Genomic DNA, 12,789 nt, shown 5'->3' on the forward strand with positions numbered 1-12,789 from the left:
CGACGGGTTGCCCAGGCCGGTCGACGACCGAGGCAAACGGTAACTGTTTTCAGTTTGAATCAACAGCGGTTTCTGTCACGCCATAGCAAAGACTGTGCCCAGGTGAAAGTACTCAATCCGTTTGTGACAGAAGGAAGTTGGGTCAGCGATCAATTCCGGTCAGCGCAGCGCCACCAGGACGGAGCTGGCGCCGTACTGCCAGACCGACCCGGCCTGGCGGAAGCCCGCCAGCCGCAGCAGTCCGGCGTGCTGGGCGGCGGACAGGCCGTTGCCCTCGCCCTCGCTGGGCGGCAGCTGCCGCTCGCGGGCCGCCAGCAGTTCGGCGAACTCCGGGATCCGGCGGGCGGCGTCCCACCACTGCGACCAGTCCTCGGCGCCGCCCACGCCCCGGCGCTGGGAGCGGCGCCGGCCGATCGCCAGCGCGAGCTCGGCGAGGGAGGGCTCCTCGGGGATCAGGTGGTCGCCGTTGACCAGGACGGCGCCGGGTCGCAGCGCGCCCGCGAGGTCGCGGTAGATCCGGAGCAGCGCCTCCGGCGGCGGGTAGTGCAGCGCGGTGGAGGAGAGCACGGCGTCCAGCGGGCGGTCGAGTCCGAGGTCCTCGATCCAGCCGGGGCGCCCGATCAGGGTCTCCACCCAGCGGGTCACCCGGGGGTGTCCGGCCCGGCCGAGCGCGAGCAGCAGCGGGTCGATGTCGACGGCGACGACCTCGGCGTGCGGCAGCCGTTCGGCGACCCGCGCGGACAGCGAGCCGGGACCGCTGCCGAGGTCCGCGATCAGCGGACGGGCGCGGTGGCCGACGACCTGCTCCACCACGTCGACCATGACGGTGAACCGCTCCTCGCGCTCCACCGCGTACAGCTCCTGCTGGCGCTCCCAGCGTTCCAGCCAGGCCCCGGCCAGGGTCGCGTCCACCGGCATCCCGACTCCCGCTGTGTCCGTGCGCATTCGAGCTCCCCGTGCGATGCCAATGTGTGTCATGTCCATACGGATTGGCAACGGAACCGGCCGGTGCGATCCACTGCCCGCACCGTAATGATATCCGTTTTCATCTGAGGAGCCTGCCACGGGGCTGCCGCGGGCCTGCCGCGGGCCTGCCACGGGAATCCGCGAAGCGCCAGGACGGGGCGGGGCGGAGCGCAGCAGCGCCCCGCCCCGGCCCTTCCGGCGGGTCCTACCGCCCGGCGGACTGGTCCGCGACGGCGCGCACGGCCGCGCCCGCCCAGGCGCGGTTGCCGAGCAGTGTCTTGACGTCCGAGGCGAGCCCGTTGTCGGGGTTCACCCGGAAGCCCAGCTCGTACAGGGTGTTCTTGTCCCAGTTGGTGGTGAGCAGCCGGATCGGGACGTCCCCGGGGTGGGCCTGGAGGGCGAGCTTGAGCTCGGCGACGACCTCGGGCGTGATCCGGGAGACCGGCACGGTGATCTGCACCGGCGGCTTGGTGCCGAGCTCGGCGGAGGAGACGTCCAGGGTGGCGATCTCCTGGCCGAAGATGCTCAGCGAGCCGTCGCGCTCGTTGAGGCGGCCGCGGACCGAGATGACGTTGTCCTCGATCATCTGCTCGGCCATCAGGTTGTAGGTGGCCGGGAAGAACAGCACCTCGACCGAGCCGTCGCGGTCGGACAGGGTGATGATCGCCCAGGCGTTGCCCGCCTTGTTGATCCGCCGGTCCACGCCGGTGATCAGCCCGGAGAGCCGGACCTCGCCCTCGGAGCGGCCGGAGCCGAGGAGTTCGGCGATCGAGGTGTCGCGGTTCTGGGAGAGGATGTGCTCGGCGCCGTCCAGCGGGTGGCTGGAGACGTACAGGCCGAGCATCTCGCGCTCCAGGGCGAGGAGTTGGCGTCGGGGCCACTCGTTCTCGGTGAGCTGGAAGTCCAGTCCGATGGCGGGTCCGCCGCCGTCACCGGTGTCGAGGGCGCCGAACAGGTCGTCCTGTCCGATGGCCTGCTGCTTCTTCAACCCGGTGACGGCGTCGATGGCGCTCTCGTGGACGCTGCTGAGTGAGAGCCGGCTGTGCCCGAGCGAGTCGAAGGCGCCGGCCTTGATCAGCGAGTCGATGGTGCGCTTGTTGCAGACCACCAGCTCGACCTTGTCCAGGAAGTCGGCGAAGGAGGTGTACTTGCCCTTCTCGTCGCGGGTCCCGACCAGGGACTCGATCACCGGCACGCCGACGTTGCGCACGGCCTTGAGGCCGAAGCGGACGTCGCTGCCGACGGCGGTGAAGTCGACCACCGACTCGTTGACGTCGGGGGAGAGGATCTTGATGCCCATCTGCCGGCACTCGGCCAGGTAGACGGCCATCTTGTCCTTGTCGTCGGCGACCGAGGTGAGCAGCGCCGCCATGTACTCGGCCGGGTAGTTGGCCTTGAGGTAGGCGGTCTGGTAGGAGACCAGGCCGTACGCGGCGGAGTGCGATTTGTTGAACGCGTAGCCGGCGAACGGGACCAGGACGTCCCACACCGCCTGGATCGCCTCGTCGGAGTAGCCGCGCTCCTTGCAGCCCGCGTGGAAGGGGACGAACTCCTTCTCCAGCACCTCCTTCTTCTTCTTGCCCATCGCGCGGCGCAGCAGGTCTGCCTGTCCGAGCGAGTAGCCGGCCAGCACCTGGGCGGCTCGCTGCACCTGCTCCTGGTAGACGATCAGGCCGTAGGTGGGGCCGAGGACGTCCTTGAGCGGTTCCTCCAGCTCGGGGTGGATCGGGATGATCTCCTGCTGGGCGTTCTTGCGCAGCGCGTAGTTGGTGTGCGAGTTCATGCCCATCGGGCCGGGCCGGTACAGCGCGGAGACGGCGGAGATGTCGGCGAACTCGGTGGGCTTCATCAGCTTGAGCAGGGCGCGCATGGGGCCGCCGTCGAGCTGGAACACGCCCAGGGTGTCGCCGCGGGCGAGGAGTTGGTAGGTGGTGGGGTCGTCGATCGGGATCTTCTCGATGTCGACGTCGGTGCCCCGGTTGGCCTTCACGATCTTGATGCAGTGGTCGATGATGCCCAGGTTCCGCAGACCCAGGAAGTCCATCTTGATCAGGCCCATGGCTTCGCACGACGGGTAGTCGAAGCCGGTGATGATCACGCCGTCCTTGTCCCGCTTGTGCAGCGGGATCAGGTCGAGCAGCGGGGTCGAGGAGAGGATGACGGCCGCGGCGTGCACGCCGGTGCCGCGGATCAGGCCCTCGATGCCCCGCCCGGTGTCGATGATCTTCTTGACGTCGGACTCGTTGTCGTAGAGCGCCCTGATCTCGGTGCCCTCGTTGTACCGCGGGTGCTTGTCGTTGAACAGGTCGGCCAGCGGCACGCCCTTGCCCATGACGTCCGGCGGCATCGCCTTGGTGATCCGGTCGCCCATCGCGAAGGGGTAGCCCAGGATGCGGTTGGCGTCCTTGACGGCGGCCTTGGCCTTGATCGTGCCGAAGGTGTTCACCTGGGCGGTGTACGCCTCGCCGTACTTGTCGGTGACGTAGCGCACCATCTGGTCGCGCTGGCGGTCGTCGAAGTCGATGTCGACGTCCGGGGGGTTGATGCGCTCGGGGTTGAGGAAGCGTTCGAACAGCAGGTCGTGCTCCAGCGGGTCCAGCTCGGTGATCCGGGTGAGGTAGGAGACCATCGATCCGGCCGCCGAACCACGGCCCGGGCCGACCGGGATGCCGTTGTCGCGGGCGTACTGGCAGATGTCGGCGACCACGAGGAAGTAGGCGTCGAAGCCCATCGGGGAGATGACGCCCATCTCCAGCTCGATCCGGTCCAGCACCTCCTGGCTCGGGCTGTCGCCGTACCGGTGCTGGAGCCCGACCTCGATCTTCTTGCGCAGGAAGGAGGCCTGGGTCTCGCCCTCGGGGACGTCGAACTGGGGCATCCGGTCGACGTAGGTGAAGACCTCGTCGTACGACTCGATCCGTTCGGCGATGGCGAGGGTGTTGTCGCAGGCCTCCGGCAGCTCGCGGAAGAGCTCGCGCATCTCCTCGGCGGTCTTCACGTAGTAACCGGAGCCGTTGAACTTGAAGCGGTTCGGGTCGTCCTTGTTCTTGCCCACGCCGACGCAGAGCAGGCTGTCGTGGGCGTCCGCCTGGTCGGCGGTCACGTAGTGCGAGTCGTTGGTGGCCAGCAGCGGGATGTTCAGGTCCTTGGCCAGGCGCAGGAGGTCCTCGCGGACGTCCTGCTCGATGGAGAGGCCGTGGTCCATCAGCTCCAGGAAGTAGTTCTCCTTGCCGAAGATGTCCTGGTAGGCACCGGCCGCCTTGACCGCCTCGTCGTACTGCCCGAGCCGCAGCCGGGTCTGCACCTCGCCGGAGGGGCAGCCGGTGGTGGCGATGATGCCGGTGGCGTTGGCGGCGATCAGCTCGCGGTCCATCCGGGGCTTCATGTAGTAGCCCTCCATCGACGCGAGCGAGGAGAGCTTGAAGAGGTTCCGCAGGCCGGTGGCGTTCTGCGCCCACATGGTCATGTGGGTGTAGCGGCCGCCGCCGGAGACGTCCTTGCCGCCCTCGCCGTCGGAGCCGGTGGGGCGCTGGCCGCCGGGCGACCAGAACACCTGCTTCTTGAGGAAGCGGGAGGCCGGGGCGACGTAGGCCTCGATGCCGATGATCGGCTTCACCCCGGTCTTGGCGGCGGAGTGGAAGAACTCGTACGCGCCGAACATGTTGCCGTGGTCGCTCATCGCGATGGCGGGCATACCCTGTCTCTCCGCCTCGGCGAACAGCTTTCCGTTCTTCGCCGCCCCGTCCAGCATCGAGTACTCGGTGTGGACGTGCAGGTGCGCGAAGCTGTCGGACACGGCGCTTTGCTCCTCGGTGGACCGGGGGGTACGGAAGCGGTCCACGTTAGCGGGTCGCCCCGGGGAGTGCGGCATTCCGGGCCATAGGTGGGCGGACCCCGACGAGATCCTCCCGCCGCCTTGACAACCGCTCCCGCCGTCGGGGCGCCCCGACGGCGGGAGCGGTGCGGTCACGGTGCGGTCAGGCCGTCGGGGTGGCCTCGGGGAGGGCCGGGATCTCGGTGACGCTCGCCAGCACGTGGGTGTGCGGGTGCCCGTCGAAGTCGGCCCGGGTGAGCTCCCCGGTCAGCACCCCGACGACCACGCCGGCCCCGGCGTTGCGGCCGGCCTCGACGTCGACCACGGTGTCCCCGGCGGTCAGCACCCGGCGGGTGTCGATCACCCCGGTCTTCTCCATCGCCCGGTGGATCATGTGCGGGGCCGGGCGGCCGCGCGGGACCTCGTCGGAGGTGACGACGGCGTCCAGGTTGCCGCCCTCGCCGGTGGACCAGCCGAGCGACTCCAGCAGCGGGTAGGCGACGTCGTCGCTGAACCCGGTGGTGAGCGCGACCTTGATGCCGCGGCGGCGCAGCTCGGCCAGCGCCTCCTCGACGCCCTCGATGGCCTGCGGGGGGTTGGCGCGGTAGGCCTCGCGCAGGAACTCCGCGAAGGCCGCGTAGCTCTCCTCGACCAGCTCCGGAGTGGGGGTGCCGCCGCCGATGCGGACCAGGGCGGCGATGGCCTCGCGCTTGTCGGTGCCCATCCAGGTCTGGAGGTCGGCGTCGGCGACGGCCACCCCGTTGCGTTCGACGGCGGTGCGCAGCGCGCGGTACACGGCGCCGGACTCGTTGACGGTGGTACCGGCCATGTCCAGGGCGGCGAGCTCGATCACGGTGTTCAGTCCTCTTCGGTGCGGTAGCGGCCGATCACGGTTCGGCCTTCGACGGTGTTCTCGACGGTGAAGGTGGCCATCGCGGGCAGGTAGCGGTCGTCGGCGTCCTCCAGCGGGACGCCCCGGCCGGAGGTGGTGAGCCGGCGCACCCGCAGTAGCGGGTCCCCGGTGGCGATCCGGAGGAGCTCGGCGTCGCGCGGCCCGGCGGCGACGGCGTCGATGGTGTGCCGGGCGTGGTGCAGGTCGACCTCGCGGCGCAGCAGCTCCTGGTAGACCGAGCCGGTGTCCGGGTCGAAGTCGAACAGGAAGCGGCCGACCTCGTGGACGAAGGTGGAGCGTTCGAGCATGGCCGGGACGCCGTCCAGCAGGCGCAGCCGGACGAGTTCGACCACCGGCTCGCCCTCGGCGAGGCCGAGCCGGGCGGCCGCCTCCGGGGCGGCCCGGCGGCGGGCCACCTCCAGGGTGTGCTGCCCGGGCTCGCGGCCGATGCTGCGGGCCCACTGGGTGAAGGACAGGAAGGTGCCGAAGGGCTGGGAGGGCGCGGTGCGGTGGGCGACGGGCGGTTTGCCGCGTCCGCCGACCAGGCTGCCCGCGCTCCGCAGCATGGCCAGGGCCTGGCGGACCGGGCCGCGGGAGGTGCCGAACTCGGCGCAGAGCTGCGACTCGCTGGGCACCGGCTCGCCCTCGGGCCACTCGCCGGACTCGATACGGCGCAGGAACTCCGCGCCGAGCCGTTGGTGGAGGGGGAGGTCCTCACTTGTCTTCACAAGTCGACTATGACACCCGGGGCCGGAACTTCTCAAGGCCGGTCCACCTGCGGATTCTCCTGTTCATCCAAGTGAGCCAGAAGATCGTCCGCTGGGTGAACAAGGGGTGACTTGTACATACATCTCTTGACTCCGGCGCTCGTCGGCCGCTTGGCTGGGGCCCATGAGCAGCAGCACCGCATCCGTAACCACCCCCGCCGTCTCCCCCTCGCGCGACACCGCCGGCGCGCCCGGCCCCAGCGACGTGGTGATCGTCGGCGCCGGCATCGTCGGCCTGGCCCACGCCTTCGAGGCGCTCCGCAACGGGCTGTCCGTCACCGTCGTGGAGCGCGACCGGCAGCCGGTCGGCGCCTCGGTCCGCAACTTCGGCCACTGCTGCATCACCGCCCAGGACGGCGAACTGCTCGGACTGGCCCGGCGCTCCCGCTCCGGCTGGCTGCGCGCCGCCGCGGCGGCCGGCTTCTGGGCCGAGGAGGCCGGTGCCCTGGTGGTGGCCCGGTCGGAGACCGAGGCGGCCGTGCTGGCCGAGCTGCACGCCGACCGCGGCGGCGACGACGTACGGCTGCGCACCGCCGCGCAGACGGCCGAGGCGCTCGGCCGCGCGGGCGGCGAGGCCGGTGACCTGGTCGGCGGCGCACTGCTGCCCGCCGATCTGCGGGTCAACCCGCGCGAGGCCGCGCCCGCCCTGGCCCGCTGGGTCGCCGAGCACCCGCGGGGCCGGGTGTTGTGGGGCACCGCCGTCACCGGCGTGGAGTCCGGCGCCGTGCACACCACCCGCGGCCCGGTGCGCGGCGACCGGATCCTGGTCTGCGTCGGCCACGACCTCGACTACCTGTTCCCCGACGTCGCCGAGGACCACGAGATCCAGCGCTGCCGCCTGAGCATGGCGCGGGCCGAGGCCCCGGTCGGGTTCCGCACCAACGCGGCGGTGCTGACCGCCACCTCGATGCTGCGCTACGACGCCTTCACCGCCCAGCCGTCGGCCGGCCCGCTGCGCGCGGAGGTGCTCGGCCACAGCGCGGAGCTGCTGGGCATCGGCGCCAATGTGATGTTCACCCGGCTGCCGGACGGCACCGTGCTGGTCGGCGATTCGCACCACTACGACGCCACCACCCCGCCGTTCGTCGACGAGCGCACCCACGAGCTGCTGATCGCCGCCGTCGCCCGGGTGCTGGGCGTTCCGGACCTGCGGATCCTGGAGCGCTGGCAGGGCGTCTACGCCAGCAGTGCGCGCGGCCCGCTGCTGGTGCGCGACCTGGCCCCGGGCGTGCGGGCGATCACCGTCACCTCGGGCGTCGGGATGACTCTTTCCTTCGGCCTGGCGGCCGCCACCTTCGACGGGACCCTGGCCGCGACCGGCTGAGCCCACGAGCCCGGACAGCCGTCCGGCCGGGCCTGTGCGGCCCGGCCGGTGAGTGGTCCGGGCGCGTGCCCGGCGCGGCTCAGAACGCCGAGTGGGCGAACCAGTGCGCCAGCAGCTCCTCGTCCCCGGCGAGCTCGACCCCGGCCGCGGTGCGGTCCAGGCGCCCGTACAGGAGCAGCAGCAGCTCGGCGGCGTCCGCCCGGACGGTGGCGTCGGCGGCCACCTCGGAGCCGTCGGGGTCGGCGTCCGCCAGGCCGAAGCCGTCGGGGCGCAGCCGGACGAGCCAGTCGCCCTCGCCGTCGGTGCGGGTGAAGCGGATGGTCCGGTTCTCGGCGCGCAGCTCGGCCGTCCCGGGGGCGAAGAGGGTGGCGAAGGGCAGGTTGGTCAGGAACTCGGCCACGCCGTCGGCGGCGAGGGCCGGGTCGATCTCCGGCGCCAGGCCGAGCGCGGTCTCGGCGTCGACGCGGTGGACCAGGGTCTCGAAGAGCATCCGGCGCACCCAGAACCGGGCGTGCTGGTCCGCGCCCCAGGCCCACATCGGCTCGTCGAGGTCGCCCTCGGCGAACACGGCGGCGGACTCCCGGGCGGAGTCGGCGAGCCAGGCCGGGTACTGGTCCGCGCCCTCGGGCAGCCGCAGGTCGACGTCCCGGCTGCGCGGCGGCTCCTGGATCCGCTGCCGGAGCAGGACGGTGAACCAGCGGTGCACGCTGCCGGTGTGGCGGACGAGGTCGGCGAGCGTCCAGCCGGGGCAGCCGGGCACCGGGAGGGCCGGGTCGGCGTCCTGGACGGCGGTGACGAAGCGGGCGGTCTCGGCGGCGACGGCAGCGCCGTGGTCCTGCGGGGTCATGAGGGCTGTCTCCAGTGCTACGGATGTCGCGGCGCCCCGGGGCGGACTGCGCCCGATGGCTTGCGCTGTCAATTTTTCACCAGCTGAAACAATCGTCACGACGCTAGGCCTGAAAGGTTGAGCTTGTCAAGTAACTCTGCGGAGGCGCCGAGGGGCCGGAGCGCCGCGGTGACCGGGCCCGGCAGGGGTCGTTGAGCAGGGGGCCGGACGTCCCCGCGAGAAAGCGTGCAGCCCCGTGCCCCAGCCCTTCGAACTCCCCGCCTTCTACCTGCCGTACCCCGCCCGCCTCAACCCCCGGCTGGAGGAGGCGCACGAGCACTCCCGGCAGTGGGCCCGGCGGATGGGCATGCTGGAGGGCTCGGGCATCTGGGAGCAGCGGGACCTCGACGCCCACGACTACCCGCTGCTGTGCGCCTACACCCACCCGGACTGCGACGGGCCCGAGCTCTCGCTGATCACCGACTGGTACGTCTGGGTGTTCTTCTTCGACGACCACTTCCTGGAGACCTTCAAGCGCACCCAGGACCGGGCCGGCGGCAAGGCCTACCTGGACCGGCTGCCCGCCTTCATGCCGCTGAACCTCCCCTTCTCGACGCCCGAGCCGCGGAACCCGGTCGAGGCGGGCCTCGCCGACCTCTGGCTGCGCACCGTCCCCGGCACCTCGCGGGACTGGCGCGAACGCTTCGCGCTGAGCACCGAGCACCTGCTCGACGAGTCGATCTGGGAGCTGTCGAACATCAACATCGGCCGGATCCCCAACCCGGTCGAGTACATCGAGATGCGCCGCAAGGTGGGCGGCGCGCCCTGGTCCGCCGGGCTGGTGGAGCACGCGGCGGGTGCCGAGGTCCCGGCGTCGGTCGCCGGCACCCGGCCGCTGCGGGTGCTCCGGGACGCCTTCTCGGACGCGGTGCACCTGCGCAACGACCTGTTCTCCTACCAGCGCGAGACCGAGGAGGAGGGCGAACTGAGCAACGGCGTCCTGGTGCTGGAGACCTTCCTCGACATCTCCACCCAGGAGGCGGCCGACCGGGTCAACGACCTGCTGACCTCCCGGCTCCAGCAGTTCGAGGACACCGCGCTCACCGAACTGCCCCCGCTGTTCGCCGACCACGGCCTCGGCCCGGAGGAGGCGGCCCGGGTGCTCGCGTACGTCAAGGGGCTGCAGGACTGGCAGTCGGGCGGGCACGAGTGGCACCTGCGGTCCAGTCGCTACATGAACGGCGGGGGCGCGAACGGCGCCGGCCCGCAAGGGAGTTCCGCGCTCCCGCTGGGCGGCCTCGGCACCTCGGCGATGGACCTCAAGCGGCTGGGGGCCGCGACCGGCGCGCAGCGCGTACGGAACTTCTCCTTCGTCCCGCACCGGCGCACCGGGCCGTCCCTGGTGCCCGCACTCCGGTCCCCGGGCGAGGTACGGGCCAGCCCGCACCTGGCGCAGGCCCGACAGGCGTCGCTGGAGTGGGCCGAACGGATGGGCATGCTCGCCCCCGGACCGCGCACCGGCGGCCGGCCGGTCTGGAGCGAACGGACCCTCGCCCGCGCCGACTTCGGCCTGCTGGGCGCCCTCACCCTGCCGGACCTCGGCGCCGAGCAGCTGGCCGCCGCCGTCGGCTTCATCACCTGGGGCTGTTACGGCGACGACCACTTCGACGCCGCCTACGGGCAGCCGCGCGACCTGGCCGGGGCCAAACTGGCCGCCGCCCGCCTGCTGGCGCTCACCGCACCGGGCCAGGCCGCACCCGTCGCCCCCGCGGACGCGCTGGAGCGCGGGCTCGCCGACCTCTGGTCCCGGCTCGCCGAGCAACTGCCGTCCGCCGCGCAGGACACCGTCCGCGGCGTCCTGACGGACCTGCTGGAGGGCTGGGTGACGGAGGTCGCCAACCTGGCCCACCACCGCATCCCGGACCCGGTCGACTTCCTGGAGGTGCGCCGGCAGACCGTCGGCGGGGAGTTCTTCACCACGATCCCCGGCCTGCTGCGCGGCGAAGCGCTCCCGCCCGAGGTCCGGGCCAGCGGCACGATGCGGGCCGTGGAACTCGCGGCGGTCGACCACTCCGCCCTGGTCAACGACCTGTACTCGTACCAGCGGGAGATCGAGTTCGAGGGCGACTTCCACAACTCGGCGCTGGTCGCGGAGCACTTCTTCGACTGCGGCTACCGGGAGGCGGCGCACGTCGTCGCCGACCTCGCGGAGGCCCGGCTGGACCAGTTCGAGCACCTGGTGGCCGCCGAACTGCCCGTCCTCTGCGAGGACTTCCGGCTCGGCGCGGCAGCCCGGCAGGCCGTCGACGAGCACGTCCGCCACCTGCGGGCCTTCCTGGCCGGCAACCTGGACTGGCACGGCCGCAGCGGCCGCTTCACGGAGGCCGAACTGCGCCGCCACCACGGCCACGAGCTGCGGGGGCCGACCGGCCTCGGCACCTCGGCCACCCGGCTCCCGCAGCCGGCCCGCTGAGCCGGCGGCCGGGCGGCCTCCCCGGCGGGCCGTCCGCACCGGCGCGGCCCGCGTCGGGGCCGTCCGCACCGGGCGCCGGGCGCGGCTACCCGGCCGGTGCGCGGCGGGCGGACGGTGAGGCCGGGCCGGCGGCGGTGGACGGTGAGGTAGACCAGGCCGTCCTCGCCCGCACCGACCGCCCGCCGCGCACCGTGCGGCAGCCAGGCGGTGCAGCCGGGGGAGAGCAACTGCCGGCCGTTGGCCGTCTCCAGATGGCCGCTGCCGTCGAGCACCTGGACCAGTACGTCGAGGTCCGGCTCCACGTGGGCCGCGACCTCGGCGTTCGCCGGCAGGCGGACGATGTTGGCGTCGAGCTGGCGGCCCTCCTCCTGCAACCGCCACAGCGCCCCGCCCCGGTCGGCGGGGGCCCGGTGCAGCAGGGACTCCAGGTGGGTGAGCACACCTGGTCCGGGGTGGGACGTCAACGCGGCCTCCTGCGGGCGAGCGGGGGTGAGGGGATCGGCCCGTGGATTCTACGGAGGATCACCGGGCGCCCCTCGGTCGGCGGCGAGCAGCCGGTCGAGGGCCGTGTCGACGTCCAGGTGGTGGGACTCCGCTCCGGCGGGCACCAGCGCGAAGCAGTCCGAGAGGAACGCCGTGACGAGGTCCTCCGGGGCGCTCACCACGGCCCGGCCGACCGGCCCCTGGAGGGTGATCAGCACCTCGCCCGCCACCCCCGGGCGGATCCGCACGTCCCCGCTGCCGACCGGGCCGAGCCGCCCCTCGTTGAGCAGTTCGCGGCTGAAGTACCAGCACACCCGGGCGGCGTCGCCGGTGCACCGGCACGGGGTCAGCGGGAACGCCAGGCAGGCCGCGTACGGGAGGCTCGCGTCGAAGCGGAGCTCGGCCTCGACCGGGACGTCGGGCGTCGGGCCGTCGGGGAAGGTGACGGGCACCGGGCGGACGGTGGACAACTGCATCGGTTCGGCCTCCTGCGATCGCGACCCGCCGGACCGGGGCGGCCCGCCGTACCCGGGGGCGCCTACCCGGTGTGCCGGCCGGCAGCGGGCGGGGGAGGAATCTGCACAATTCCCCCGCATCGCCGGGTCGTCGGTCGTCGGTCGTCGGGCGTCGACGTGGGTACGGGGCCGTCGCATTCACTCACACGGATGAAACGGTGGGCTGTCCGGCGTCCTCGGCGTAGCCGCGACCGGCCCGTGGCGGCGGAGGCTGGGAAGCGCGCCGCTCCCGCCGCCGCACCCCTCCCGAACGGAGCCCGTCCGTGACCAGCCCCCGGCCCCTCCCGGCAGCCGCCGCGCTGCTGCTCTGCGCCGCCCTCGCCGCCTGCTCCAGCTCCGGCAGCCCGTCGACCGGCACCACCTCGAACGGCGCGCCCTCGGGCGCGGTCACCAGCCCCGTGCAGGGCGGCGGCGTCGCCACCAGCCCCGCGCAGGTCAGCAGTGCCGCGACCGCCGCCGCGCAGAGCAGCACCGGCGCCCTCCAGGTCATCATCAAGAACTTCGCCTTCGCCCCCGCGACCCTGACGGTGAAGGCCGGCCAGACCGTCACCGTGATGAACCAGGACTCCACCGCCCACACCCTGACGGCCTCCGACAAGTCCTTCGACACGGGGACGATCCAGCCCGGCGCCAGCGCCACCTTCACCGCCCCGCAGCAGACCGGCGACCACCCGTACATCTGCACCATCCACCCGTTCATGCACGGCACCCTCACCGTCGGCTGACCGG

9 protein-coding genes are annotated in these 12,789 nt (G+C 72.4%); 3 read left to right on the forward strand and 6 right to left on the reverse strand.

Translation table 11 applies throughout. From position 1 onward, the window contains the following. Positions 1-159: 159 nt before the first annotated feature. The 4 genes from ACFV8H_RS08835 to ACFV8H_RS08850 form a co-directional block, all read right to left on the reverse strand. Positions 160-945, reverse strand: coding sequence for a class I SAM-dependent methyltransferase (locus ACFV8H_RS08835; protein ID WP_380397690.1), 786 nt, complete (start codon positions 943-945; stop codon positions 160-162). 226 nt (positions 946-1,171) lie between these two features. After that, complete coding sequence (dnaE, locus tag ACFV8H_RS08840) at positions 1,172-4,762, reverse strand: DNA polymerase III subunit alpha (RefSeq protein WP_380397691.1); 3,591 nt, start codon at positions 4,760-4,762, stop codon at positions 1,172-1,174. Between the two features lie 181 nt (positions 4,763-4,943). Next, the gene (locus ACFV8H_RS08845) at positions 4,944-5,633 is read right to left on the reverse strand and encodes a phosphonatase-like hydrolase (protein ID WP_380397693.1); all 690 of its coding nucleotides are present in this window, start codon (positions 5,631-5,633) and stop codon (positions 4,944-4,946) included. Between the two features lie 5 nt (positions 5,634-5,638). Further along, positions 5,639-6,400, reverse strand: a complete 762-nt coding sequence (locus tag ACFV8H_RS08850; RefSeq protein ID WP_380397695.1) for a GntR family transcriptional regulator — start codon at positions 6,398-6,400, stop codon at positions 5,639-5,641. A gap of 163 nt (positions 6,401-6,563) precedes the next feature. On the opposite strand from ACFV8H_RS08850, the gene ACFV8H_RS08855 reads away from it, so the two are divergent. Further along, positions 6,564-7,763 (forward strand): TIGR03364 family FAD-dependent oxidoreductase, encoded by a 1,200-nt coding sequence (locus ACFV8H_RS08855; protein WP_380397697.1) that lies wholly within the window; start codon positions 6,564-6,566, stop codon positions 7,761-7,763. A 79-nt stretch (positions 7,764-7,842) separates the two neighbouring features. On the opposite strand, the gene ACFV8H_RS08860 is transcribed toward ACFV8H_RS08855, so the two are convergent. Continuing rightward, positions 7,843-8,610, reverse strand: a complete 768-nt coding sequence (locus tag ACFV8H_RS08860; protein WP_380397698.1) for a maleylpyruvate isomerase family mycothiol-dependent enzyme — start codon at positions 8,608-8,610, stop codon at positions 7,843-7,845. Between the two features lie 235 nt (positions 8,611-8,845). Between ACFV8H_RS08860 and ACFV8H_RS08865 the strand changes: the two genes are divergently transcribed. Beyond that, positions 8,846-11,062 carry a germacradienol/geosmin synthase gene (locus ACFV8H_RS08865; protein WP_380397700.1) on the forward strand — a complete coding sequence of 739 codons (2,217 nt, stop codon included), beginning with the start codon at positions 8,846-8,848 and terminating at the stop codon, positions 11,060-11,062. 512 nt (positions 11,063-11,574) lie between these two features. Here ACFV8H_RS08865 and ACFV8H_RS08870 read toward each other — a convergent pair. Then, positions 11,575-12,021 (reverse strand): SsgA family sporulation/cell division regulator, encoded by a 447-nt coding sequence (locus ACFV8H_RS08870; protein WP_380397702.1) that lies wholly within the window; start codon positions 12,019-12,021, stop codon positions 11,575-11,577. Between the two features lie 302 nt (positions 12,022-12,323). On the opposite strand from ACFV8H_RS08870, the gene ACFV8H_RS08875 reads away from it, so the two are divergent. Then, positions 12,324-12,785: a cupredoxin domain-containing protein gene (locus tag ACFV8H_RS08875; protein ID WP_380397704.1), complete on the forward strand. Its 462-nt coding sequence runs from the start codon at positions 12,324-12,326 to the stop codon at positions 12,783-12,785. Positions 12,786-12,789: the final 4 nt, after the last annotated feature.

The organism is Kitasatospora sp. NPDC059827, from assembly GCF_042731675.1.
GTDB lineage: Bacteria > Actinomycetota > Actinomycetes > Streptomycetales > Streptomycetaceae > Kitasatospora.